Annotated in this window: 21 protein-coding genes; 12 read left to right on the forward strand and 9 right to left on the reverse strand. The window is 62.1% G+C overall.

Translation table 11 applies throughout. The features are described 5' to 3' along the window. The first annotated feature begins 4 nt into the window (after positions 1 to 4). The gene (gene pcnB, locus V0R37_RS16395; protein WP_420375527.1) at positions 5 to 1,366 is read left to right on the forward strand and encodes a polynucleotide adenylyltransferase PcnB; all 1,362 of its coding nucleotides are present in this window, start codon (positions 5 to 7) and stop codon (positions 1,364 to 1,366) included. A gap of 46 nt (positions 1,367 to 1,412) precedes the next feature. Then, a complete protein-coding gene (gene folK, locus V0R37_RS16400) occupies positions 1,413 to 1,901 on the forward strand; it encodes a 2-amino-4-hydroxy-6-hydroxymethyldihydropteridine diphosphokinase (protein ID WP_420375528.1) in 489 nt (162 codons plus the stop codon). Between the two features lie 12 nt (positions 1,902 to 1,913). On the opposite strand, the gene V0R37_RS16405 is transcribed toward folK, so the two are convergent. The 5 genes from V0R37_RS16405 to V0R37_RS16425 form a co-directional block, all read right to left on the reverse strand. Further along, entirely contained in the window at positions 1,914 to 2,723 is an 810-nt protein-coding gene (locus V0R37_RS16405; protein WP_420375529.1) for an HpcH/HpaI aldolase/citrate lyase family protein, read from the reverse strand. Continuing rightward, positions 2,723 to 3,961, reverse strand: coding sequence for a CaiB/BaiF CoA transferase family protein (locus V0R37_RS16410; protein ID WP_420375530.1), 1,239 nt, complete (start codon positions 3,959 to 3,961; stop codon positions 2,723 to 2,725). Before V0R37_RS16410 ends, V0R37_RS16405 begins: the two co-directional genes overlap by 1 nt. Beyond that, the gene (locus tag V0R37_RS16415; RefSeq protein WP_420375531.1) at positions 3,958 to 4,788 is read right to left on the reverse strand and encodes an HTD2 family dehydratase; all 831 of its coding nucleotides are present in this window, start codon (positions 4,786 to 4,788) and stop codon (positions 3,958 to 3,960) included. The genes V0R37_RS16410 and V0R37_RS16415 overlap by 4 nt, the downstream gene beginning before the upstream one ends. Before the next feature lie 165 nt (positions 4,789 to 4,953). Next, positions 4,954 to 6,480 carry a fumarate hydratase gene (locus V0R37_RS16420; RefSeq protein WP_420375532.1) on the reverse strand — a complete coding sequence of 509 codons (1,527 nt, stop codon included), beginning with the start codon at positions 6,478 to 6,480 and terminating at the stop codon, positions 4,954 to 4,956. 64 nt (positions 6,481 to 6,544) lie between these two features. Further along, positions 6,545 to 7,312, reverse strand: coding sequence for a crotonase/enoyl-CoA hydratase family protein (locus V0R37_RS16425; protein WP_420375533.1), 768 nt, complete (start codon positions 7,310 to 7,312; stop codon positions 6,545 to 6,547). 180 nt (positions 7,313 to 7,492) lie between these two features. On the opposite strand from V0R37_RS16425, the gene glyQ reads away from it, so the two are divergent. From glyQ to gloA, 6 genes are read left to right on the forward strand one after another with little or no spacing between them, the layout of a single operon-like run. Next, positions 7,493 to 8,401, forward strand: a complete 909-nt coding sequence (gene glyQ / locus V0R37_RS16430; RefSeq protein ID WP_420375534.1) for a glycine--tRNA ligase subunit alpha — start codon at positions 7,493 to 7,495, stop codon at positions 8,399 to 8,401. Further along, positions 8,401 to 10,551, forward strand: coding sequence for a glycine--tRNA ligase subunit beta (glyS, locus tag V0R37_RS16435; protein ID WP_420375535.1), 2,151 nt, complete (start codon positions 8,401 to 8,403; stop codon positions 10,549 to 10,551). The genes glyQ and glyS overlap by 1 nt, the downstream gene beginning before the upstream one ends. Then, positions 10,548 to 11,087, forward strand: coding sequence for a D-glycero-beta-D-manno-heptose 1,7-bisphosphate 7-phosphatase (gmhB, locus tag V0R37_RS16440; RefSeq protein WP_420375536.1), 540 nt, complete (start codon positions 10,548 to 10,550; stop codon positions 11,085 to 11,087). The genes glyS and gmhB overlap by 4 nt, the downstream gene beginning before the upstream one ends. A gap of 2 nt (positions 11,088 to 11,089) precedes the next feature. Continuing rightward, positions 11,090 to 11,818 carry a lysophospholipid acyltransferase family protein gene (locus tag V0R37_RS16445; RefSeq protein ID WP_420375537.1) on the forward strand — a complete coding sequence of 243 codons (729 nt, stop codon included), beginning with the start codon at positions 11,090 to 11,092 and terminating at the stop codon, positions 11,816 to 11,818. Further along, positions 11,805 to 12,686 (forward strand): M48 family metallopeptidase, encoded by an 882-nt coding sequence (locus V0R37_RS16450; protein ID WP_420375538.1) that lies wholly within the window; start codon positions 11,805 to 11,807, stop codon positions 12,684 to 12,686. Before V0R37_RS16445 ends, V0R37_RS16450 begins: the two co-directional genes overlap by 14 nt. 43 nt (positions 12,687 to 12,729) lie before the next feature. Continuing rightward, positions 12,730 to 13,125, forward strand: a complete 396-nt coding sequence (gene gloA / locus V0R37_RS16455; RefSeq protein ID WP_420375539.1) for a lactoylglutathione lyase — start codon at positions 12,730 to 12,732, stop codon at positions 13,123 to 13,125. Between the two features lie 21 nt (positions 13,126 to 13,146). Here the strand turns inward: gloA and V0R37_RS16460 are convergent, their stop codons facing one another. Next, positions 13,147 to 15,369 (reverse strand): acyl-CoA dehydrogenase, encoded by a 2,223-nt coding sequence (locus V0R37_RS16460; protein ID WP_420375540.1) that lies wholly within the window; start codon positions 15,367 to 15,369, stop codon positions 13,147 to 13,149. A 144-nt stretch (positions 15,370 to 15,513) separates the two neighbouring features. Between V0R37_RS16460 and V0R37_RS16465 the strand changes: the two genes are divergently transcribed. After that, positions 15,514 to 16,743 (forward strand): nucleoside recognition domain-containing protein, encoded by a 1,230-nt coding sequence (locus V0R37_RS16465; protein WP_420375541.1) that lies wholly within the window; start codon positions 15,514 to 15,516, stop codon positions 16,741 to 16,743. Positions 16,744 to 16,813: 70 nt separating this feature from the next. Here V0R37_RS16465 and rsmA read toward each other — a convergent pair whose 3' ends face one another. Genes rsmA through V0R37_RS16480 form a run of 3 tightly spaced genes read right to left on the reverse strand, consistent with a single transcriptional unit; the run spans position 16,814 to position 21,466 of the window. Continuing rightward, positions 16,814 to 17,599 carry a 16S rRNA (adenine(1518)-N(6)/adenine(1519)-N(6))-dimethyltransferase RsmA gene (gene rsmA, locus V0R37_RS16470; protein WP_420375542.1) on the reverse strand — a complete coding sequence of 262 codons (786 nt, stop codon included), beginning with the start codon at positions 17,597 to 17,599 and terminating at the stop codon, positions 16,814 to 16,816. A 4-nt stretch (positions 17,600 to 17,603) separates the two neighbouring features. After that, complete coding sequence (locus V0R37_RS16475) at positions 17,604 to 19,088, reverse strand: peptidylprolyl isomerase (protein WP_420375600.1); 1,485 nt, start codon at positions 19,086 to 19,088, stop codon at positions 17,604 to 17,606. Continuing rightward, entirely contained in the window at positions 19,085 to 21,466 is a 2,382-nt protein-coding gene (locus V0R37_RS16480; RefSeq protein WP_420375543.1) for an LPS-assembly protein LptD, read from the reverse strand. Before V0R37_RS16480 ends, V0R37_RS16475 begins: the two co-directional genes overlap by 4 nt. Before the next feature lie 142 nt (positions 21,467 to 21,608). Here V0R37_RS16480 and V0R37_RS16485 point away from each other — a divergent pair, with 142 nt between their 5' ends. From V0R37_RS16485 to V0R37_RS16495, 3 genes are all read left to right on the forward strand, one after another. Beyond that, complete coding sequence (locus tag V0R37_RS16485) at positions 21,609 to 22,652, forward strand: aminoglycoside phosphotransferase family protein (protein WP_420375544.1); 1,044 nt, start codon at positions 21,609 to 21,611, stop codon at positions 22,650 to 22,652. Next, positions 22,652 to 23,347: an N-acetylmuramate alpha-1-phosphate uridylyltransferase MurU gene (gene murU / locus V0R37_RS16490; protein ID WP_420375545.1), complete on the forward strand. Its 696-nt coding sequence runs from the start codon at positions 22,652 to 22,654 to the stop codon at positions 23,345 to 23,347. The genes V0R37_RS16485 and murU overlap by 1 nt, the downstream gene beginning before the upstream one ends. 190 nt (positions 23,348 to 23,537) lie before the next feature. Beyond that, positions 23,538 to 24,239, forward strand: a complete 702-nt coding sequence (locus tag V0R37_RS16495) for a DUF6776 family protein (RefSeq protein ID WP_420375546.1) — start codon at positions 23,538 to 23,540, stop codon at positions 24,237 to 24,239. The last annotated feature ends 52 nt before the right edge of the window (positions 24,240 to 24,291 follow it).

A 24,291-nucleotide genomic window follows, 5' to 3' on the forward strand; every position in this document is an offset into this window, starting at 1 on the left:
GCCCATGCTTACAGAAACAATAAAAAACTTTGTCGGACGCCTGTTCTCCTCGCCAGTGCGGGGGCCTGAGCGCCTACCGCGTGAAAAGCATGGAATAGACCGGCGCAATGTCTCGCGCCACGCCATAAAAGTCTGCGAAGTCTTGCGCCATGAGGGCTTCGACGCCTATATCGTGGGCGGTGCGGTGCGGGACCTGATCGTGGGCCTGGAGCCCAAGGATTTCGATGTTGCCACCAACGCCACACCGAACCAGATCCGCCCACTGTTCCGGCGCGCGCGCATCATCGGAAAGCGCTTCCAACTGGTGCATGTGGTTTTCGGCCAGGAAATCATCGAGACTTCGACTTTCCGGGCCAATGCCGGCAGCGACGAATACACCGACGAACATGGGCGCATTCTGCGCGACAATCTATTCGGCTCCCAGGAAGAAGATGCCGCGCGCCGCGACTTCACCCTGAACGCCTTGTATTACGACCCGATCAACGAAGAAGTCATCGATTACCACCGCGGCGTCGCCGACCTGAAGAAGCGCGTCGTGCGCATGATAGGCGACCCCGAACAACGCTACCGCGAAGACCCGGTCCGCATGCTGCGCGCCTTGCGGTTCGCCGCCAAGCTGAACGGCACCATAGATCCGGCCACGCGCGAACCCATTGTGCGTCTCGCCCCCCTCATCGAGAACGTGCCCTCGTCGCGCCTGTTCGACGAAATCCTGAAATTGCTTACCTGCGGTCACGCCATGGACTGCCTGCGCCAGTTGCAGTCGGTAGGCCTGCATCAGGGCCTGCTGCCGCTTATCGACCTGATCTTCAAAGAGGACGGCGGCGAACAATTCGTCGATCTGGCGCTGGCCCGCACCGATGCCCGGGTACGGGCGGGCAAAACCATCAGCCCCAGTTTTCTTTTTGCGGCCCTGTTGTGGAAACTGGTCAACAAACGCTGGCAGGAGCTATGCGGCACCGGTGAACATCCTGCCCAGGCACTGATGCTGGCCGCCGATTCCGTGGTCGAGGAACAGACCCGCAAGCTGGCCATACAACGACGCTTCCAGGCCGATATGCGGGAAATCTGGTTCATGCAGGCCCGTTTCGAGCGCGCCAATGCCAAGTCCATCTGGCGCATGGCCGAGCAGCCCCGTTTCCGCGCCGCGGTCGATTTCCTGCAATTGCGGGCCGAGGCGCGCGAAGTCGATAGCGTCCAGGCTCAGTGGTGGATGGACCTGGCCAATGCCGATGATGCCGCGCGCGGCGAAATGATAGAGTCCTACCAGGCCCAGAATCGAGGCAAAGCGCCGGCAGCCGGAGGCAAGCGCCGCCGCAGCCCCAGGCGAAGGCAGGCCAACAGGCCGGCACCCACTCAGGCTTGACTTCAATGCCCGCCGCCCCGATTCCGCTGCGCCGCAGCGCCAAGGCATGCCTGTCCCGTCCATGACGCTGGCCTACATCGGCATGGGCGCCAACCTGGGCGAGGCGCTGGCCAGCCTGAAGCAGGCGGCGGCGGAACTTGCTTGCGTACCCGGCATAAGCGCCCTGCGGCTATCGCGGTTCTATAGCAGCGCCCCCGTTGACTCCAGCGGACCCGATTATGTGAATGCGGTGGCGGCCATCGAAACGGCGCTGGATGCGGACGCGCTGCTGGCCGTCCTGCAAAAAATCGAACAGGACCACGGACGCTTGCGCCCCTACCGCAACGCTCCGCGTACCCTGGACCTGGACCTGCTGCTTTACGGCGACCAGGAAATCAACGAACCCCACCTGATCGTGCCGCATCCCCGCATGCACGAACGGGCGTTTGTCTTGCGGCCGCTGGCGGAACTGGCGCCGCCCACGCTGCGCTTGCGGCAAGGCAGCCTGGCGGCGCTGCTGGATGCATGCGCCAACCAGAAGCTGCAATTGATCTGACGGCGATCCGGATCAGCCTTCCAGCATCCGGCGCGCGCGCTCGATGACCGGGGCATCGACCATCTTGCCATCCAGTTGGAAGGCCGACGAACCGGTTTCCTGCGCCACCGCAACGACGCGGCGCGCCCAATCGAGTTCGCCTTCGGCCGGCGCAAAAACCGAATGGATGACCGGCACCTGCGCGGGATGTATGCATAGCATCCCGCTAAAGCCCATGTCGCGCACCTGCCGGGCCACGGCCGCCAGGCCATCCTTATTGGCAAAGTCGGGATACACGCCATCCAGCGGCGGCGCCAGGCGGTGCGCCGCGCTGTGCAGCAGAATCTGGCAGCGGATATGGTTCAGCAGCAATTGCGCCCCTGCCGTATCCGGCGCGGTACCCAGCTCCAGCATCAAGTCCAGGCTGCCGAAGGACAAACGTTCGACGCCCGGCGAGGCCGCCATTTCGCTCAGCGCCAGCACGCCCGCCGCGCTTTCCACGATGGGCAGCACCGGCTTGCCGGCGGCAAACGCCTTCCCGACCTGTTCCGCCGATTCAGCCTTGGGCAGCAAAATGCCGGCGACAGCGGAGAATTCGGCGCATACCGCCAGATCATCGGCAAACCAGGACGTCGTCGCATCATTGACGCGCAGCAGAAAGGAAGCCTGCGGATGCGCCTGCGCAAATTCGCGCACATGCTGGCGGGCCGCATCCTTCATGTTGTGCTCGACCGCATCCTCCAGGTCGATGATCACGGCGTCCGCGCCTGCCGCCAGCGCTTTGGCAAATCGCTCAGGCCGGCTTGCGGGCACGAAGAGCGCCGATCGTATTTTCGTAGTCATCAGATTATTCCCTGCCGGGCGTATGCTTCGATTTGTTCCGCCGTATAGCCCAGTTCCGCCAGGATGGCCGATGAGTTCTCGCCCAAGGCGGGAATCCGGTCCATGCGGGCCTGGAAGGCCGAACTGGTCGCCGGGGGAATCAAGGCCGGCAGCGGACCCGCCGCGCTGTCCACCTCGCGCCAGCGCTGACGCTGCGCCAATTGAGGATGCGCCCAGACATCGCTCATGGTGTTCACCCCCGCATTGGCTATGCTGGCCTGTTCCAGGCGCTCGATGACCTGCTCGTGCGACAAGGATGCAAAGGCGGTAACGATCAGGACGCGCAAGGCCTCTTTGTTGGCCACGCGCAAGGTGTTGGAACTGAAGCGGCTGTCGTTGGCGAGCTCGGGTTGCCCCAGGACGGTCTTGCAGAAGGCTGCCCATTCACGCTCGTTCTGCAGCCCCAGCATGACCTCGGTGCCATCGCCGACAGGAAACGGGCCATAAGGATAAATGGTGGCATGGGCCGCTCCGGCCCGCGGAGGCGGAGGCGCTCCGTCAAAGGCGTAATACATGGGAAACCCCATCCATTCGACCATGCTTTCCAGCATGGACACGTCCAGGCGGCTGCCCAGCCCCGTACGCTCGCGCAGCAGCAAGGCCGACAGAATGCTGCTGTAGGCATACATGCCGGCGGCGATGTCGGAAATCGAGCATCCCGCCTTGGCCGGGCTTTCCGGCCCGCCCGTCACCGACAGGAAGCCGCTTTCGCTTTGAATCAATAAATCGTAGGCCTTCTTGTCCTGGTATGGGCCGCCTTCGCCATAACCGGAGATATCGCATACGATCAAGCGTGGGTGCAGTTTATGCAAGGCGTCGAAGGACAGGCCCAGGCGCGCCGCGGCGCCCGGCGCCAGGTTCTGCACCAGCACATCGGCCTGTTCCAGCAAACTGCCCAATATCCTGGCCGCATCGGGATGCTTCAAGTCCAGAGCAAGGCTTTCCTTGGACCGATTGGTCCACACGAAATGCGACGCCAGGCCCTTGACCCGTTCGTCGTAGCCCCGTGCAAAATCCCCCGCCCCCGGACGCTCCACCTTGATCACACGCGCCCCAAGATCCGCCAGCTGGCGGGTGCAGAATGGCGCCGCGATGGCATGTTCCAGGCTGATTACCGTAATGCCATCCAGCGGCCGGGGCGATGAGCCCCCTTCAGAAGCCTGCCTATGGGCTGGCGCGCTTTGCTTGTCTGTGCTCATGGCTTGAACCTCAATTCGGCTTGGTGGGCCAGTGTGCCGCCCTGTTCGGCCCACAGATTCGCGCTGCCGTCGTCCCCCAGCGCTCCCGCCACATTGAACGGCCTGGGCGAAATCAGGGGCCGCAAGCCGCGGTACGACAGTGCAACGGCCTGCTTGCCGGGATTCGCATTGGTGAATGCGCGGCACATCAGGGTGGCGATCATGGGACCATGCACGACCAGGCCCGGATAGCCTTCGGTCAGGGTGGTATAGGGCTCGTCATAGTGAATCCGGTGCCCATTGAAGGTGACGGCCGAGTAGCGGAACAGCATGATCGGATCGGGCACCACGATCTCTGACCACTGCGCCTTGGGCGCGACCGCGGCGCCTTCTAGCTTGGGCGGGCTGGGTTCGCGATAAACGATATCCTGCTCTTCTGAAATGCACAGCGCGTCGCCCTGGAGATATTCATGCTTTACGGTTACGAACAGCAGCTTGCCGCTGCGCCCTTCCTTTTCAGTGACGGCCGATATGGTGGACTCGCGGCGTCCCTTCGTACCCACCCGCAAGGCTTGCAAAAACTGCAGGCGCCCGCCGGCCCACATGCGATTGCGGTCATCGACCGGCGGCAGGAAACCGCCGCGCCGGGGATGGCCATCGTCCCCGAGCTCGCGATACGGCAAGGCTTTTATGAACAGGCCCCAGTGCCACAGCAGGGGTAAGGGGTCGCCCTCCGCCGGCGCGGCCGCATCCAGGCTAAGAGCCATTCTTGCGATGTGCCCGACGTCGATATTGTCGTCGCAGCTTTCCTTACGTCCTATCCACGATGCGGGATCCTGTGTCGTCATGAATTGTTTCCAAGGTCAGATTAGAAATAAGCCAGGCTATAGCTTGCCTGCACGGCGTGTTTTTTTGAATTCGTTTTTGAATAAGCCCAGGTTTGGAGAAATCAAACCACAGGATTGCCACCGAAAAAAAAGCCCGGATCACAGCGTATCCGGGCAGGCACAAGCCTATTGAACGGGCACCAGCGGTATCTCCGCAATCCGGGCCCGCCATTCCCTTGGGCCGGTCTCGTGAACCGATGTGCCCTTGGCGTCGACGGCCACCGTGACCGGCATGTCCTTTACATCGAACTCGTAAATGGCCTCCATGCCCAGGTCCTCGAAGCCGACCACTTTGGCGCCCCGGATAGCCTTGGACACCAGGTAGGCCGAGCCACCGACGGCCATCAGGTAGGCGGAACCGTGCTTGCGTATGGATTCGATGGCGACGGGGCCGCGCTCGGCCTTGCCTATCATTGAAATCAGGCCGGTTTTCTCGAGCATCATGTCGGTAAACGAGTCCATGCGCGTCGCGGTGGTCGGGCCCGCGGGCCCCACGACCTCTTCGCGGACCGGATCGACCGGACCGACGTAATAGATGACCCGGTTGGTGAAGTCCACCGGCAGCTTCTCGCCCCGGTCCAGCATGTCCTGGATGCGCTTGTGGGCGGCGTCGCGGCCGGTCAGCATTTTTCCGGACAAAAGCAATGTCTGGCCCGGCTTCCAGCTGGCCACCTGCTCGCGTGTCAGCGTATTCAGGTCGACCTGCAGGGATTTGTTGTAATCGGGAGCCCAATGCACATCGGGCCAGTCGGACAGCGAAGGCGGCGTCAACTGGGCCGGACCGGAGCCGTCCAGCTCGAAGTGCACATGACGGGTCGCCGCGCAATTGGGGATCATGGCCACAGGCTTGGAGGCTGCGTGCGTCGGAAAGGTATGTATCTTGACATCCAGCACAGTGGTCAATCCGCCCAGGCCCTGCGCGCCTATGCCCAGGGCGTTCACTTTCTGGTACAGGTCGATGCGCAGTTCTTCTAGCTTGTTTTGCGGGCCGCGCTGCAGCAGCTCGTACATATCGATGTCTTCCATGAGCGACTGCTTGGCCATCAGCATGGCCTTCTCGGCGGTTCCGCCCACGCCTATGCCCAGCATGCCGGGAGGGCACCAGCCGGCTCCCATCTGCGGCACGGTCTTGAGCACCCAATCGACCAGGGAATCGCTGGGATTGAGCATGGCGAACTTCGATTTGTTTTCCGAACCGCCGCCCTTGGCAGCAACCTGCACATCGACCTTGTCGCCCGCGACCAGTTCGACATTGACAATACAGGGCGTGTTGTCGCGCGTGTTCTTGCGCGTGAACAAGGGGTCGGACAGAATCGACGCCCGCAAGGGATTGTCGGGATTCAGATAGCCCTGGCGCACGCCCTCGTCGCATAGCTCCTGCATGCTGCGCCGCGTATCGAAACGCACGTTCATGCCGATCTTCAGAAACACGTTGACCACGCCGGTGTCCTGGCAAATAGGCCTGTGCCCTTCGGCGCACATGCGTGAATTGGTCAGAATTTGCGCAATGGCGTCCTTGGCCGCGGGACTTTCCTCAAGCTCGTAGGCACGGGCCAGATGCTGGATGTAGTCGGCGGGATGATAAAAACTGATGAACTGCACCGCGTCCGCAATGGACTGGATCAGGTCGCTTTCTCGTATGGTGGTTGTCATGGGACTTGGCTATCGTAAAAATGGCGGGCCGGCGGGCCCGCTGGTTCTTTCTGACGGCGCAGGCTTATTTGCCGCGCCACACGGGCTTGCGCTTCTCCGCAAACGCGGTCGCGCCTTCCTTCGCATCGGCCGATGCGAAGATATGCGCAACGCGAGGGCGCTGCAAGTCGAACATGTCGGCCTGGCGCCAATCGCGCGACTCGGTAACGATCTTCTTGGCTGTCTGCACGGCCAGCGGGCCGTTGGCGGCAATGATGCGCGCCAGTTCAAGGGCGGTTTCCAGGGACTTGCCAGGTTCCACCAGGCGATTCACCAGGCCGTAGGCATGTGCGCGGGCCGCCGGGAGCATCTCGCCGGTCAGCACCGCCTCCATGGCGATATGGTAGGGAATCCGGCTGGGCAGCTTAAGCATGCCGCCGGCGCCCGCCACGATGCCGCGCTTGACTTCAGGCAAACCGAAACTGGCGTTGTTGGCCGCAACGATAAGATCGCAGGAAAGCGCCATTTCAAAGCCTCCGGCCAGTGCATAGCCCTCGACGGCCGCAATCAGTGGTTTCTTGGGCGGCCTTTCGCAAAGGCCGGCAAACCCCCTGCCCTCGACCAGCGGCCGCTGGCCGTTATGGGCGAAAGCCTTCAGGTCCATGCCCGAGCAAAAGGTATTGCCCGCGCCCGTGAGGATGCCGATCATCACATTGTCGTTGGCATCGAGCGCGTCGAACGCCTTGGCCAGTTCGTGGGCGGTTTCGTAATTGACGGCGTTGCGCGCCTCGGGCCGATTAACCGTAATAATCTGAATCTGTTCGATTATTTCCACTTTCACCAAGTCGGACATAGCACCTTCCTTTAAAAAAGTTCCCTGCACCGCGGTCGACACCGCCTGCGTTACTAACAATCGACAAGCCCGCATCATACGACCAATTGCCGATAATCTTGATCCGGACAATCCTTCTTCCTGGCGGAACCAGTTAAAATCGAGAGATTTTGCAGCTTTTCGGTTTACTGGCCTTCGCTCATGCTCACTTTTCAGCAAATTATTTTAACGCTTCAGCAATATTGGGATCGGCAGGGCTGCGCGCTACTGCAACCTTACGACATGGAAGTGGGCGCCGGCACCTCGCACACCGCCACTTTCCTGCGCTCGATCGGACCCGAGCCATGGCGCGCCGCCTACGTTCAGCCATCGCGCAGGCCCAAAGACGGCCGCTATGGCGAGAACCCCAACCGCCTGCAACACTATTATCAGTTCCAGGTCGTGCTCAAGCCGGCCCCTCCCGAAATCATCGACCTGTATATTGGTTCGCTCGTCGCACTGGGCATCGACCCCAAGGTGCACGACATCCGTTTCGTCGAGGACGACTGGGAAAACCCCACGCTGGGCGCATGGGGCCTGGGCTGGGAAGTCTGGCTGAACGGCATGGAAGTGACCCAGTTCACCTATTTCCAGCAGGTCGGCGGCCTGGACTGCACGCCCACCACGGGCGAGATCACTTACGGCCTGGAACGGCTGGCCATGTATCTGCAAGGCGTGGAAAGCGTCTATGACCTGGTCTGGACCGAAAGCGCAGACGGACGGAAAGTCCTTTACCGCGATGTCTTCCACCAGAACGAGGTGGAGCAGTCCACCTATAATTTCGAGCACGCATCGACCTCCATGCTGTTCGCCCACTTCAGCGACTATGAAGGCGAAGCGCAGCGGCTCATCGAAGTTCCTCTGGCCCTGCCCGCCTACGAAGCCACGCTGAAAGCGGCGCACACCTTCAACATGCTGGATGCCCGCGGAGCCATCAGCGTCACGGAACGAGCCGCCTACATAGGCCGCATCCGCAATCTGTCGCGCGCCGTCGCGCAGGCTTATTACGATTCACGCGAGAAACTAGGATTTCCCATGCTGGTCAAAACCGCTGGCACGGAGGCCGCATAATGACGAACGCCTCCGCCACGAACATCCGGCCCCTGCTGGTAGAACTGCTTACCGAAGAACTTCCTCCCAAGGCATTGCAGAAATTGGGCCTGGCCTTTGCCGAAGGCATACGCAAGATCCTGGCGCAGCATAATCTGCTTGCGCCGGAATGCGGCACGGAAGACTTTTCCACGCCGCGCCGGCTGGCCGTCCGCCTGGACGCCGTCCTGGATCAGGCGCCGGAACAAACCTATACCGAAAAACTCATGCCCGCCAAGATCGGCCTGACCGAAAACGGCGAACTCACCCCGGCACTGGCCAAGAAGCTGGCCGGCAAGGGCCTGGCGCAGTTGACGGCCTCCGACTTGATCCGCGAGTCCGACGGCAAGCAGGATTACCTGTACGCCAAAGGCGTTGCCAACGGCGCAACGCTGGCAGCGGGGCTGCAAGAAGCGCTGGACCACGCCATCGCCGGCCTGCCCATTCCCAAAGTCATGCGCTACCAATTGGCCGACGGCGTCACCAGCGTCAAATTCGTTCGCCCCGCGCACCGGCTCATTGCCCTGTGGGGCGACGATATCATCGACGTCCAGGCATTGGGTCTGGATGCCGGACGCAGCACGCTGGGCCATCGCTTCATGGCTCCCCAGGCCATCTCCATCGCCGCGCCCGGCTCCTACGAAAGCCAGCTGCACGACGAAGGAAGGATCATCGCGTCGTTCTCAAAGCGGCGTTCCCTGATCGAACAGCAGCTCCAGAAGCAGGCGCAAGCCCTGGGCGCCACTATCGGCGCCGGTCCCGAGGTCGATGCCCTGCTTGAAGAAGTGACCGCGCTGGTCGAGCATCCAACAGTCTACGTCGGGGAATTCGAAGAACAGTTCCTGCAAGTGCCGCCCGAATGCCTGATCCTGACCATGCGCCTGAATCAGAAGTATTTCCCGCTATTCGAGCCGGCCAGCGGCAAGCTCACTCACCGCTTCCTGATCGTCAGCAATATGCAGGTCGACGATCCGGCGCATATCGTCGAAGGCAACCAGCGCGTGGTAAGGCCGCGTTTGGCCGATGCGCAATTCTTCTTCGAAACCGACCGCAAGATCCCGCTGGCCGACCGGGTCGCGGGGCTGGCGACCAGCGTGTATCACAACAAGCTCGGTTCCCAGCTCGAACGCGTCGAGCGGGTGCGCGCGATAGCCGGATACATAGCCGGCCAATTGGGCGCCGATGTCCGGCATGCCGACCGCGCCGCGCTCCTGGCCAAGGCGGATCTGGGTTCCAACATGGTGGCCGAGTTCCCCGAACTGCAGGGCATCATGGGCGCCTACTATGCCGCTGCCGATGGCGAACCCGACGATGTCGTTCTGGCCCTGAAAAACCAGTACCGCATACGCCTGGACGCCCCCGTCGACCCCGGCACCTTAAGTTCCGCTGTGCTGTTCATCGCCGAACGGGTCGAAACGCTGATGGGTATCTGGGGCATAGGCCTGGTGCCCACCGGCGAACGCGATCCCTACGGCTTGCGGCGCGCGGCCCTGGGCCTGATCAGCGCATTCGAGCAGTTGGGCGCGGGCGGCTACCTGAAGATCAACGACAGCGCCACCCTGCGCCTGCCCGATCTGCTGGCGTTCGCGGCCGGCATGTTCAAAGCCGGCGTACTGGGCGAGGCGACCGTCGCCGAGGTCCAGGCCTTCATCTACGAACGCTATCGCAACCAACTGGCCAACGATTTCGACCGCAACGTGGTCGATGCCGTGCTGGCGCTGCAACCCGCGCTGCACCAGGTCCAGGCGCGCATACGGGCTTGCGCCGGTTTCGCCGAACGTCCGGAAGCGGATAGCCTGGCGGCCGCCAACAAGCGTATTGCAAACCTGCTCAAGAAAGCCGATGGCGCCCTGGGCGCCGTCGATCACGGGACGCTTGCCGAGCCGGCGGAACAAGCCCTGGCCAGCGCCATTGCGCGGCTCAAGCCTCAAGCTCAGGCGCAATTCGCCGAAGGCGATTTCACCGGCAGCCTGGCCACCATGGCCCAGGCCAGGGACGCGGTCGATAACTTTTTCAACGACGTCATGGTCATGGCCGAAGATCCAGCCCTGCGGGCCAATCGCCTGGCCCTGCTTCACGACCTGCATCAAGTCATGAACCAGGTTGCCGATATTTCCAGGTTAGCCCAGTGAAACTTGCCATACTCGACCGCGACGGCGTCATCAACCAGGACAGCGCCGCCTTCATCAAGCATCCCGACGAATGGACTCCCTTGCCGGGCAGCATGGAGGCCATTGCCCGCCTTTCGCGCGCCGGCTGGCGCGTGGTCATCGCCAGCAATCAGTCCGGCATCGCGCGCGGCCTGTTCAGCATGGACACGCTCAATGCCATCCATGCCAAAATGCGGCGCGAAGCCGCCCAGGCGGGCGGCGCCATCGATGCCATCTTCGTGTGTCCGCACGGTCCGGACGATGGCTGCGAATGTCGAAAGCCCAAGGCCGGCCTGTTTCGGGACATCGCACGCCGCTATGACATCGACCTGAAGAATGTACCCGCCGCCGGCGATTCGCTGCGCGATCTGCAGGCGGCCAGCCTGGCGGGCTGCGCGACCTGGCTGGTCCTGACCGGCAACGGAGAAAAAACCCGTAGCCAGGGGCCTCTCCCGGCAGGCACTGAAATCCGCGCAGACCTGGCCTCGGTCGTGGATGCCTGGCTGTCCGAGGAATGATCATGGCTGTATTGCGCGCAACCCTGTATCAGCTGTTCCTTATCGTCACCGTCATCCCCTACGCCCTGGCCTGCGTGCTGTGGTCCCCTTTGCCGCTGCGCTGGCGCTACAAGCTGACGGTGGGCTGGCCGCGCCTGGCTGTCTGGGGAGCCAAGACCATCCTGGGCATACGCTGGCAGCTGAAAGGCGCTGAAAACCTTCCCGATGGTCCCGCCATCCTGTTGTCCAAGCATCAATCCGCCTGGGAAACCCTGTTCTTTCCCGCCTATATGCCGCGCGAATTGTGCTTCGTCTACAAGAAGGAACTGCACTGGGTGCCTTTCTTCGGGTGGGGCCTGGCCCTGCTGCGCATGATACCCATAGACCGTTCCAAAGGCAGGGATGCCTTTGAACAAGTGGTGCGCATCGGCCAGGAACGCATCGACGCCGGCCGCTGGCCCATCCTGTTTCCCGAAGGAACCCGCATCGCGCCGGGCAAGGCCGGCCGATACAAGATGGGCGGCGCGCTGCTGGCCACACGCACCAACACTCCCATCATCCCGGTTGCGCATAATGCCGGCGAATGCTGGCGCCGCAAAGCCTTCATCAAGAAGCCCGGGCTGGTGACCGTATCGATAGGTCCCCTGATCGATCCCGCCGGCCTGGAGCCGGACGCCGTGAACGAAAAAGTGCGTAATTGGATCGAATCCGAAATGCGCGTGCTCAATCCCGAACGATATGGATCCCAATAGACAGCTGGAGCTGTTTTCAGATGCTCCAGCGGTGACTTCGCCGGCAATACAGCCCATTCCCGCCCCGCCGCCGGCCAGCGAACCGGCCGCCGTCACCACGGCGCGCCCGCCCTCGCTGCCGCAGAATGCGCGCTGGCGGGAAGTCGCCACCCCCGCGCAGACCATAGGCTTTGTCCTGCAGCGCTCGCGCCGCAAAAGCATAGGCCTGGTCATCAATGACGATGGGCTGCAAGTCACCGCGCCGAACTGGGTCACGCTTGGGCAGATCGACGCCGCGGTGGTGGAAAAGGCCTCCTGGATCCTCGACAAGCTGCGCGCGCTGCGGGCCCGGCAGCAGCATCTGGCCACGGCGGACACATTATGGCAACCGGGCGGAAGCATTCCCTATCTGGGCCGGCGCATCGTCCTGGACTTGAACGGAGCAAGAAAGACCAGTGCATTCGGCGGCCGGCCTTTCGAGCCGGAGAATGGCGATATCCTGTCCCTGGCCCTTCCCCCGGGCGCCGACCGCAATCGCATACGGGACAGTGTCCATGCCTGGCTTCAGCAGCAGGCCAAGGAGTGGTTCGAACAACGCCTGCGGCATTTCCTGGACGCCAACAAGCTGACCATCCGGCGCTGGCGGCTGTCGTCGGCGGCAACCCGCTGGGGCTCGTGCAGCAGCGATGGCAATATCATGCTTAATTGGCGCCTGATACACTTTGACCATGACGTCATCGATTACGTCATTGCGCACGAAATAGCGCATCTGCGCGAAATGAATCACAGCAAGGACTTCTGGCGCGAAGTCGGCCGCATACTTCCGGGCTTCGAGCGCTCGCGCGATGTGCTTCGGCAACACAATCCGGGTTCGCTTCCCCTGATTTGAAGCGCCCCTTACCGTTCAGCCCATCAACCTCAAGGAGATTTTCTTGCGTTTACTACATACCATGCTGCGCGTAGGCGATCTGGACCGTTCACTGAGCTTCTACACCAATGTGCTGGGAATGAAGCTGCTGCGCCGGAAGGACTACCCCGACGGGAAATTCACCCTGGCCTTTGTCGGCTACCAGGACGAGGACGAAGGCGCCGTCATCGAGCTGACCCACAACTGGGACACGCCGGCCTACGATCTGGGCAATGGCTACGGCCACATCGCCCTGGAAGTCGAGGACGCCTATGACGCCTGTGCGCGCATCAAGGAAAAAGGCGGCCGTGTGACCCGCGAAGCGGGCCCCATGAAACATGGCCAGACCGTCATTGCCTTCGTGGAAGACCCCGACGGCTACAAGATCGAACTGATCCAGCGCAAGGAAAGGGTCGACTAAAGCTTAAGCACATCGGCAGCCTTATGCCGGCGGCCGGGCGAATTCGCCCGGCGCGAAATCGTCCACCTCGATGACCTGCGCAACCGCGTCTTCGGCCGCTTCCAGCAGCTTGGCCTGCTCGTCGGTAATGGCTCCTTTGGCATGGGCCAGCCGCCAGTCCTTCAGGCCGGCATGCTTGACCCTGTCCAGCAACGGCTGCGCCTCGATCACCAATCCATAGGCACGCTCCAGCAGCTCGACACTGGGGCTGTCGTGCCCTTCCCAGACGGCGCCCACCAGGCGGTCGCGGGTATCGGAAGGTTCCAGCAATATCGTCGCGCACGCGGCGGTCAATGCATCCGACGGCGCGGCGGCGCCCAGGCCAGCCGGCAGCAATAAGCCGCGCAATAGCCAGGAAAGGCCGCGCGACGGGAAATTCAGCAGCACTTCGTTCAGGCGTTTTTCTATGACGGCAAAGCCTTGCAAGGCGCAAAAACGCAGCAGGGGCAGGTCGGATTCGTGCCTGCCTTCGTCATGCCAGCGCTTGAGCACCGCCGACACGAGGAAGAGCTCGGCAAGAATGTCGCCCAGGCGCGCCGACAGCATTTCCTTGCGCTTCAAGGTTCCGCCCAGCGTCAGCAGGGTCATCTCTGAAACCAGGGCGAATGCCGCCGCGTATCGCGACAAGCCCCGGTAGTAAGGAGCCGCCGCCCCGGCCTCGCGGGGCGCGGCGGCAAACCGTCCGGCCGTCCAGGCCATTCCTGTTGCGCGCAATGCATTCCTTGCGCTGTGTGCCAGGTGGGTCCAGATGACCGCGTCGAAGGCGTCCTCGCCGGCCTGCTGGTCGCTATCGGCCAGCGCGACGACTTCTTGCATCAGGTGGGGATGCGATCTGATCGCCCCTTGTCCGAATACGATCAGATTGCGGGTCAGGATATTGGCGCCTTCCACCGTGATGGCCACGGGCAGCGCCCGGTACAGATTGCCCAGATAGTTGCGGGGGCCGTCGATGACCGCCTTGCCCGCATGGATGTCCATGGCGTCGTTAACCGATTGCCTCATGCGCTCGGTGGCATGCAGCTTCATGATGGCCGACACCACCGCCGGCTTGTAGCCAAGCTCCAGGCCCGCGCAGGTATAGCGCCGCGCGGCCTCGACCAGATAGGCATTGCCGGCCAGCCGCCCAAGCTTTTCCTGCACGCCTTCGAATTTTCCTATGGGCACCCCAAACTGGGTGCGCACGCGCGCATAGGCGCCGGACGTATGGGCGGCAAAGGTGCAGGCGGCCGCCGAAAGCGACGGCAAGGAGATGCCCCGACCCGCAGCCAACGCGCTCATGAGCATCTGCCAGCCCTTCCCGGCCTGCTCCACACCGCCGATCAAGGCATCCAGCGGCACAAAGACATCCTGGCCTTCCGTGGGCCCATTCTGGAAAGCCTGCAATGCGGGCAGGTGTCTGCGGCCGGTTTGCACCCCCGGCAGATGAGTCGGCACCAAGGCCACGGAGATACCCGGCTCGGGATCGTCTCCGATCAGGCCGTCGGGATCGGACAGCTTGAAGGCCAGGCCCAGCACGGTGGCGACGGGGCTCAAGGTAATGTAGCGCTTGCGCCAGTTCAGCAGTATCCCAAGGGTATCGACCCCGTCGACTTGCCGCCGGCACACCACGCCCGTATCCGTCATGGAGGCGGCGTCGGAGCCCGCTTCGGGACTGGTCAGGCCGAAGCAGGGAATTTCCTGGCCGCGCGCCAGCCTGGGCAGCCAGTGATCGCGCTGCTCCTGGGTGCCGAACTGCATAAGCAGTTCGCCCGGCCCCAGGGAATTGGGAACCATGACGGTGACCGCCGCAGTCACGGAACGCACGGAAATCCGGCGCACCACTTCCGAATGGGCATAGGGCGAAAAACCCAATCCGCCGTATTCCTGGGGGATGATCATCCCGAAAAAGCCGTGCTCCTTGAGGAAGGCCCAGACATCGGCGGGAAGATCGGCGTCCCGCCAGGTAATCCGCCAGTCGTTCAGCATGCGGCAAACCTGCGCCACCGGGCCATCCATGAAGGCCTGCTCTTGCGGCGTCAGCGACACCGGCGGCACATCCAGCAACTGGCGCCAATCGGGCTTGCCCGAAAACAGCTGGGCATCCCACCATACATCGCCCGCTTCGATGGCCTCCTGCTCGGTAGGCGAAAGCCGCGGCATGGCCTCGCGCGCCATGCGGTATAAAGGCTCGGTCAGCCACTGGCGGCGCCAGGCTCTCCAGTTCATGTTGCTCCCTTTTTTGCAATTCTCGATATCGGCCATTATCCCCCGAAAGAAGGATCGCTGAACAGCATCCCGGGGGACTATCCCTGTTTGCGCAGAGTCTGCGACAATCTGGCTCTGCCTACCACTGTCCTTAAACGGCGCTTCATGCTCAATACCCTCTGGCTTGCGTTCTTCGTAGTGGCTTCGATTTCAGGCCTGTACCAATGGATTGCGTTGGACGACCCCGAGGTCTTCTCGCGCATCGTGCTCGGTCTTTTCGACATGGCGGAGCTCTCGGTCCAGATAATGATCCTGCTGTTCGGCACCCTGACCTTGTGGCTGGGCTTTCTGCGCATCGCCGAATCGGCGGGGCTCATAGAAGGACTGGGCCGCTTGCTGGCGCCGCTGTTTCGCCGCCTGATGCCCGAGGTGCCGGCGGGCCATCCGGCACTGGGCCTGATCACCCTGAATTTCGCCGCCAATGGGCTCGGCCTGGACAACGCCGCCACGCCTATCGGCCTGCGCGCGATGCGCGAGTTGCAAACGCTCAACCCGGATCCGAAATCGGCCACCAATGCGCAGATCCTGTTCCTGGTAATGAACGCCTCATCGCTCACGCTTCTGCCCGTCAGTATCTTCATGTACCGCATCCAGCAGGGAGCCCCCGACCCGACGATGGTCTTTCTTCCCATTCTGCTGGCCACCTCGGCCTCGTCGCTGGCGGGCCTGCTGGCCGTGGCGCTCATGCAAAGACTAAGGCTGCACGATCCCGTCGTGCTGGCCTGGATAGGCGGACTGGTCCTGATATTGGGCGGCTTCATGGCCTTGCTGGCCACACTCAGCAGCGCGGCCATCAGCGCCATGTCGTCCCTTATGGGCAACCTGACGCTGTTCAGCATCATTATGGCTTTCCTGCTGGCGGGCGCATACAAGAAAGTTCCAGTCTACGAATGCTTTGTCGAAGGCGCCAAAGAAGGTTTCGATATTTCGCGCAATCTGCTGCCCTACCTGGTCGCCATGCTGTGCGCCATCGGCGTATTGCGGGCGTCGGGCGCGCTTGATGTCGCTCTGGACGCCATACGGTGGCTGGTGCATGCGGCCGGCCTGGATGCGCGATTCGTCGACGCGCTGCCGACGGCGCTGGTCAAGCCTTTCTCGGGCAGTGCGGCGCGGGCCATGCTGATAGAAACCATGCAGCATTTCGGCGTGGACAGCTTCCCCGCCCTGCTGGCAGCCACCGTGCAGGGAAGCACCGAAACGACATTCTACGTACTGGCTGTGTATTTCGGCGCGGTGGGCATCCAGCGCGCCAGGCACGCCGTGGGCTGCGCCCTGATCGCCGATTTTGCGGGGCTGCTGGCATCCATAGGGGTCTGCTACTGGTTTTTTGCTTGATGCCGCAACGGGACCGGAGCCTGACCATCGATGGCTGGCAGCAAAGAGCCGCGGACCTTTCCGGCCTCGGTCAGGCTTTCAAAACACCCGCATCCAGGAGACTGTCGGCCAGCGCGATGAATTGAGGCACCGCCAGCTCTTCGGCACGCGCCGTGGCAGGAATGCCCAGGCCGTCCCAGTCTATCAAGCCGGCCCAATCCGCCAGGCCGCGCCGCAACATCTTGCGCCGTTGCGCGAACGCGCGGGCCACCAACTGCTCGAACGCCTTCCCGCTTTTCGGCTTCAACCGCGACTCGGGCAGCGGCACCATGCGCACGACGGCCGACACCACACGCGGAGGCGGATCGAAGGCTTCAGGCGCAACATCGAACAGCTTGTGCATGCGATAGCGCGACTGCAGCATGACCGACAAACGGCCGTAGTCGCCCGAGGAAGGCTGGGCCACCATCCGGTCGATGACTTCGCGCTGCAGCATGAAGTGCTGGTCAAGGACCTGCCCCGCGCACTCCATCAGATGGAACAGCAAGGGGCTGGAAATATTGTAGGGCAGGTTGCCGACGATGCGCAGGCCGCTGCCCAGGGCGGAAAAATCCACAGCCAGCGCATCGCCCTCGACCACCGTCAGGCGATCCTTCGGGTATTGATGCCGCAGCCGCGCCGCCAAGTCGCGATCGATCTCGACCACCGTCAGATGATCCAATCTTTGCATCAGCGGTCCGGTCAGCGCGGACAGGCCCGGGCCAATCTCGACAACCGTGTCCTCTTGCTTGGGCGCAATCCCCCGCACGATGGCGTCTATGACGCCTTCATCGACCAGGAAATGCTGCCCGAAGCGCTTGCGTGCCTGATGAGCCATGAAATCAGCGGCGATTACGGTTCGATTGCGGATCCAGGCGGTTGTCGATGTATGCCTGGCCGCGCAATTGGCTAAGCCAATCCTCGAAGGCCGGTTCGACGCGGCGCTCGAACAGAATCTGGCGCGCCTGCATGCGCTTGAACTCTTTTTCCATATTCTTGGTCCGACGCTCCAGCACCTGGATCAGGTGCCAGCCGAATTGCGATTTCACCGGCTCGCTGATCTGGCCAGGCTCGAGCGCATTCATGGCCTGCTCGAATGCCGGCACCGTTTCACCCGGTGTAAGCCAGCCCAGGTCGCCGCCCTGCGGCGCCGTAACGTCTTCGGAATTGCGCTTGGCCAGATCCTCGAAGCTATCGCCGTTGGCAAGGCGCTGACGCAGCTGCTTGAGCCGCGCCTCGGCCTTTGCATCGGACATGACCTTGGTGGTTTTGATAAGAATATGGCGCGCATGGGTCTGGGTAACCATCATTGGCCCCTGCTGCGCGGGAGCCGTTTGCGGAGCCATCGATTGCAACTGGGGTTCCGCCGGACGCTGTCCCGGCTGACCGCGCGTCAGGACCTTGAGTATATGGAAGCCATTGCCGCTCTGCACGATGCCGCTGACTTCGCCCGCCTTCAGGTTCTGGGTGGCGCTCAGGAACAGATCAGGCCAGCCGTTGACGGGGCGCACGCCCAGCTCGCCGCCATTGAGCGCCTGGGGACCATCGGAAGACGCGGCCGCCACGCCGGCGAAATCGGCGCCGCCACGCAGCCGGGCCAGCAGGCCTTCGGCTTTCTTGCGCAATTCCTGCACACGCGCGGCGGGAGCGCCTTCAGGCACCGCCACCAGTATCTGGGCCAGGCCAAGGACCTGCGGTCCTTGCTGCTCTGGCGCGGCTGCGGCCTGCTGCGCCGCTTGCCGCGGCGGGTTGATCCCATTGCCCTGGCTTTTCAGGAAAGCGTCGATCTCGGCATCGGAAATGGTGATCGTGCTGTCGACAGTGCGCTGCCGCAACATGTCCAGACGCACCTCCTGGCGCAGATTGCTGCGGTAGGTATCCCAAGGCACGCCGGACTTTTCGATTTCCTGCCGCAGCTTGTCCACGCTGATGCGATTGCGTTGCGCAATGGTCTGGACGGCGTTATCGACTTGGGCATCGGACACACGTATGCCCAGGCGTTCGGCCTCCTGGCGTTCCAGTTCTTCGGTAATCATGCGCTGCAGCACCTGCTTCTGCAGCACGGCGAACTCGGGAACCGGGATATTCTGGCGCTTCAATTGTTCCTGAGCCGCTTGCGCCTGGGTGTTGACTTGCTGCAAGGTAATGACGTGCTTGTTGACGACGGCGGCAATGCCATCGACGAACTGCTCGGAAGCTTGCGCCGGAGCGGGCTGTGCGGACTTGGAGGCCGGCTTGGCCGCCCAGGCGGCGCCCGAAAACATGACGCTCGCCAAGGAAATCAGAACGGGCGCAAGCCAGCGCTTAGCATGCAGACTACGCATTATTCATACCTCTCGAAGGTGGTTTTTTCCGGTATAGGGGGAGTAACGGATTGATAGCCCGAGATCCGTTCGCTCAACAATTTCATGGGATCGGTGCCCAGCGAGCCCAGGCCCGAGAGTTCCAACTGGAAGAACATGGCCGTATTGGCCTTCTCGCGCGATACGGCATAGCGCTGCATTACGACGCGCGCGGTCCAGCAGCAATCGCCTTTGTACTCCAGACCCAGAATGGACTGGGTGGAGCGTTTTTCCTGCAAGGAATAATCATAGCGGCCCAGGGCATACCATTTATTAGTCAGCGGCCATTGACCCGTCACGGAGACCTGCTCCTTGCTGTTGTCGATATAGCCGGGCTGATCGCCCGCAAATGGATCGGCCACCAGCCGCGGATCGCGTTGATAGCGATAGGCAAGCGACAACGTCGCCAGGCGCTTGGGCTCCCAGCGGAATCCCGCCGTCATGCGGTTGCGATCCTTGGATTCAGGATTGTACTGAGCATCGAAGCGTACCGAGAATTTGTCGGTCAAGGCCGCGGCGGCGCCGAACAGATAGTCCGACTTGGTATTCGTGCGTCGTTTATCCGTGGGATACAAGGTAACGAGCTGGTCGCGGAAGTAAATGCGCTGCGCCGCCGACAAGGAAAGCCGTTCGAAGCCCGATTCGGCATCCAGCCATCGTGTGGTCAGGCCGACCGTCAATTGGTCGGCATCGGCGATGCGATCCCAGCCGCCGCTGAATATGTTTTCGTCAAAAGCCTGCGCGAAATTGAAATCGGCGTAATAGGTATCGAATACAGGAATTTGCGATTGGTCGCGGTAAGGTACACGCAGGTAGTAAACGCGCGGCTCCAGCGTCTGGATGGAGTCATTGCCGAACAGGGTCGTATCGCGCTCGAACACCATGCCCGAATCGACCGACATGATGGGCAGCACACGCGACTGGCTGCGCGGATAGCCCAGCAAGCCGGGATTGTCCCTGGTGTGCCATTCGGTATTGTATTGGCTCAGGTGCAGGCCGACTTTGGGCGTCACGTACCAGCCGGCGCGGACAATGGGATAGGCTACCGTCGTATAGGACGAATAGCGCGTGCCGTCCGGGCCGATGTGCTTGTCCCATACGTTGGGGAACAACGAACCGGAATAAACCGGGCGAACGAAACGCGTGGCGTAGTTGTCGGACTGGACATCGAAGCCCGCCCAGTTGTAGCGCGCGCCGCGTACGTACAGCTCGGGCAGGCGGTCATACTGCGGAACCAGATAGCTTCCCGATGTCGTGTCCTGCAGCGTTTGGTATTTGTAGGCATACAGGGACGCATTGAAATACCGGTAGCCGCTCCAGCTTAAACCCGCGTTGCTGGGCAGATAGGTATAGCTGGCTTCGTTCAGGCCGAAGGACGAGAAATCACGGAAATAATCGTCGTCCGACGCGCGCCTGATGTCGAACGATGCATTGACCCCGCCCCCCAGGCTATGAGTATGCTGGGCGGCGTAGTACCAGCGCTTGCGATCGGCCACCCTGTCGTCCGCCAGGTAGGTGCCGTATATCTGACCGCTGTAGCTATTGCCCAGATAGCGGAACTCCCCGCCCAGTTGCAGCCCCCGCTTGGCCATGTAGCGCGGCGTAACGGTTAGATCGTAGTTGGGCGCCAGATTGAAATAATAGGGCAGCGTAAGCTCGAACCCGCCCGAGCTGGACGTTCCGTAGGTAGGCAGCAGGAATCCCGATTTGCGTTCTTTTTTGATGGGAAAGCTGAGCCAGGGCGAATACAGGATGGGTACGTCCTTGAAGTACAGCACGCCATTGCGCGCGATGCCTTCGTTTTCATCGAAATGCAGGTCGACCTTGGGCGACTTTATATACCACGAGGGATCGGGACACGGGCATCCCGAATAATTCACATCCGCCAGGCGCATGTGGCTGCGGCTGAAGATATCGGCCCGGCTGGCCGTGCCGGCCCCGCCGGTGGCGCCCAGCCAGAAATTCGGATCGCTGACCTCGCCCGTTTCGCTGTTGATGTTGTAGTCCAGCGAAGGGCCGGTGATCACGCTTGCGTCGCGTATGATCAGGCCGTTGCCGCGCACCCGGACCTGGCCCGTGGAACGCTCGTAGTCGATGTAATCGCCCTTGACGATGGAGTCGATGCGCCGCACTTCGGCCGAACCGGTCAAGATGACCTTGCCGTCCGGATCGGTTTCCATCTTGTCGCCCACCATGAAGGCTGACATCTCGTTATCGTCCACATTCTTGTGCAATCGCAGGTTCGGCGCCACCTGAAGTGCCGGCAGGCCTGATCGCGTAGCCGTATCCGCGGCAGGCTGTTGCGCCTGCGCCGTCGATACGCCACCGATAGCGAATAGAATTGCCCACCAAACCAAACGCACGAGGATTTCGTCTCCTGAAAACAGACTATATTTTGGCACAGTAGCCGAACCGTAAGGATTGGCGACCCGGTATTATAGAGAAGCCGGCGCATGCCGGGTGAAAGCATGTCCGCCGATTGCGGTATTTATCGATTCTTCTTCAATGGAACAAAACTTGAATTCCCCCGCCGATACCCGCCTGACAACGCTAAGAAACTGGCTGCAGGGCATAGCCGCGCCGCATGGACTGGATCTTGCCACGCTGCGGCCGGCTTCCAGCGATGCCAGTTTCCGCCGCTATTATCGCCTTCAATCGTCCGGCGGCACGGCCATCGTCATGGATGCCCCGCCCGATCACGAGGATTGCGGGCCATTCCTGCACGTAACCGGCCTGCTCCGGCAGGCCGGCCTGAATGTCCCGGCCGTTCTTGCGCAGAATGTGCAAGAAGGCTTCCTGCTGCTTTCCGACCTGGGCGAACAGACTTATTACCAAGCCATACAGTCTGGCCTGGACGACTCCCGGCTTCAGGAAATCTACCGCGCAGCCTTGGCCGCGCTGGTGCGCCTGCAAGGCGCCCCCACCACCGGCCTGCCCGCCTACGATGCGCAACGGCTGGGCCAGGAACTGACCGTCTTTCCCGAATGGTATGCACAGAAGCACTGCCAGGCCTCCCTTAGCGAATCCGAACAGGCGGTGCTGCGCGACGCCTTCGACCTCCTGATCGCGGACAACGTGCGGCAGGCCTCGGTCTTGGTGCATCGGGACTTCCATTCGCCCAATATCATGCTCGCCCCCGACGGCGGCGAGCCGGGCATCATCGACTATCAAGACGCCCTGGTAGGCCCCATCGGCTACGACATCGCTTCGCTGGTCATGGATGCGCGCACCACCTGGGAAGAGCCCCAGCAACTGGATTGGGCCATACGCTATTGGGAAGCCGCCAAAGCCGCCGGCCTGCCCATAGCCGGCGACTTCGCCGATTTTCATCGCGCATATGAATGGATGAGCCTGCAGCGGAATCTGCGCATATTGGGCGTCTTTGCGCGGCTGTCGCACCGCGACGGCAAGCATCACTATCTGGACCACATGCCCCGGGTCAACGCCTATGCAAGACAGGTCGCGGAGCGCTACGGCGTTTTTCGTCCGCTGCTGCGTCTGCTCGACAAGCTCGACAACCGCCAGGTGACCACGGGATACACGTTCTGATGCGGGCAATGATACTCGCCGCGGGCCGCGGCGAACGCATGCGCCCGCTGACCGACACCACCCCAAAACCGCTGCTGAATGTCGGCGGCCAGCCGCTGATCGTATGGCACATACGGCGCCTGGCCGAAGCGGGGGTAAGGGAATTGATCATCAACCATGCCTGGCTCGGCCAGAAGATCGAAGACGCGCTGGGCGACGGCCGGCGCCATGGCGTCGATATTTCCTACTCGGCCGAAACCCAAGCCCTGGAAACCGCCGGCGGCATTGCCCAGGCCCTGCATTTCTTCCGCAACGAGCCCTTTATCGTCATCAACGGCGATGTCTGGTGCGACTGGAACCCGGCGCGAGCGCCCGCCATCGCCGCCGATATCAAGCTGCGCGGCAAGCTGGCCTGGCTGCTCATGGTCGACAACCCCGCACAGCATCCCCGCGGCGACTTTCGTCTGGGCGATACCGGCCATCTTGGCTTGAAGGACGGCGTCTCGTCGGATCCCGTCCTGACATTTTCGGGCATCGGTGTGTACGACCCCGCTTTGTTTCAGAAGCTGGAGCCCGGTCGTCCCGCCCCGCTCGCACCGTTGTTGCGCGAGGCCATGCGCCAAAGCCAAGTCGTCGGCAGCCGACACGGCGGCGATTGGGTCGACGTGGGAACGCCGGAACGCCTGGCGGCTCTTGACCGGCGCCTGACCGGCTAGCAGCCGCTTCCCGCGCGCGTTACAATTTATCGCTACGCGCCCATTACTAATGTTTCAAAAACTGGCAAGGCGAAACGAAGGCCTGCAATAACTGTTTCCTTTCCGGAATACGGTCTATGCTTTAAGGCTTTTCGGTAAGAGCCCGGCACACGCGGGCTCACTGCCCTTGCACCACAGGATATATCTACCCATGCTCGGTTCCTCCAAACGTCACGTCTTCAAGCCCACGGCATACGGTTCGACCCGCAGCCGACGCCGCATACCGCGATGGCTTGTGTTGATGTTCACAGGCGTGGTGCTGGGTTCGGGGGGGCTGCTGTTCCTGCAAAAAAGCTACGGCCCCATCCGCCTTACCGTCGAGCAATCCGAACAGTTGCATTACGACCTGAATAGCGTCAATATGGATAAGCAGCGTCTGCAATCCCAGCTCAACCAGCAGACACGGGACCTGACCGAGACCCGCGCCAACCTCCAGGCCCAGGCCGTCGAACTGAGGAAAGCAAAGGAAGAGGCCGCGAAACTGACATCCGACCTGCAATTGTTTGTCGACGCCATGCCGCCCGACCCACGCGGCACCTCGCCCGGCATACGCGCGGCTTCTTTCGAGGCGAAGGATGGACAGTTGGACTACCTGATCCTGGTCATGCAGGATCAAGGCAAGACGGACACCTTTACCGGTCAGGCCGAACTGAATGTGGCGGGACGATACGCCAACGGCAAGTCGGGCCACATAGACCTGCCCGCCTTCAAGGTTGAATTGCAGCGCTACACCCACCTGGGCGGCAGCCTGCCTCTGCCCGAAGGCTTCACCCCCCGGCAGGTGACCATAAAAATCATGCGTGAAGGTTCCGAGAAGACAGTGGCGACCCGGACGATACGGGTACCCCGCTAAAAACACTGGCGGTTCAAACGCCCGGGCGTTGCGGGCCGTACCGGTTGCCTAC

It is taken from the genome of Pollutimonas rozaliensis (genome assembly GCF_048751585.1).
Lineage (GTDB): Bacteria > Pseudomonadota > Gammaproteobacteria > Burkholderiales > Burkholderiaceae_B.

Excerpts from the sequence above, each read along its gene's own strand:
- V0R37_RS16445 (WP_420375537.1), top strand. The coding sequence starts at position 11,090 with ATGGCTGTATTGCGCGCAACCCTGTATCAGCTGTTCCTTATCGTCACC.
- murU (WP_420375545.1), top strand. The coding sequence starts at position 22,652 with ATGCGGGCAATGATACTCGCCGCGGGCCGCGGCGAACGCATGCGCCCG.
- V0R37_RS16405 (WP_420375529.1), bottom strand. The coding sequence starts at position 2,723 with ATGACTACGAAAATACGATCGGCGCTCTTCGTGCCCGCAAGCCGGCCT.
- V0R37_RS16495 (WP_420375546.1), top strand. The coding sequence starts at position 23,538 with ATGCTCGGTTCCTCCAAACGTCACGTCTTCAAGCCCACGGCATACGGT.
- V0R37_RS16450 (WP_420375538.1), top strand. The coding sequence starts at position 11,805 with ATGGATCCCAATAGACAGCTGGAGCTGTTTTCAGATGCTCCAGCGGTG.
- V0R37_RS16485 (WP_420375544.1), top strand. The coding sequence starts at position 21,609 with ATGGAACAAAACTTGAATTCCCCCGCCGATACCCGCCTGACAACGCTA.
- V0R37_RS16410 (WP_420375530.1), bottom strand. The coding sequence starts at position 3,961 with ATGAGCACAGACAAGCAAAGCGCGCCAGCCCATAGGCAGGCTTCTGAA.
- pcnB (WP_420375527.1), top strand. The coding sequence starts at position 5 with ATGCTTACAGAAACAATAAAAAACTTTGTCGGACGCCTGTTCTCCTCG.
- V0R37_RS16465 (WP_420375541.1), top strand. The coding sequence starts at position 15,514 with ATGCTCAATACCCTCTGGCTTGCGTTCTTCGTAGTGGCTTCGATTTCA.
- V0R37_RS16425 (WP_420375533.1), bottom strand. The coding sequence starts at position 7,312 with ATGTCCGACTTGGTGAAAGTGGAAATAATCGAACAGATTCAGATTATT.
- V0R37_RS16460 (WP_420375540.1), bottom strand. The coding sequence starts at position 15,369 with ATGAACTGGAGAGCCTGGCGCCGCCAGTGGCTGACCGAGCCTTTATAC.
- V0R37_RS16420 (WP_420375532.1), bottom strand. The coding sequence starts at position 6,480 with ATGACAACCACCATACGAGAAAGCGACCTGATCCAGTCCATTGCGGAC.
- glyS (WP_420375535.1), top strand. The coding sequence starts at position 8,401 with ATGACGAACGCCTCCGCCACGAACATCCGGCCCCTGCTGGTAGAACTG.
- folK (WP_420375528.1), top strand. The coding sequence starts at position 1,413 with ATGCCTGTCCCGTCCATGACGCTGGCCTACATCGGCATGGGCGCCAAC.
- glyQ (WP_420375534.1), top strand. The coding sequence starts at position 7,493 with ATGCTCACTTTTCAGCAAATTATTTTAACGCTTCAGCAATATTGGGAT.
- rsmA (WP_420375542.1), bottom strand. The coding sequence starts at position 17,599 with ATGGCTCATCAGGCACGCAAGCGCTTCGGGCAGCATTTCCTGGTCGAT.
- V0R37_RS16415 (WP_420375531.1), bottom strand. The coding sequence starts at position 4,788 with ATGACGACACAGGATCCCGCATCGTGGATAGGACGTAAGGAAAGCTGC.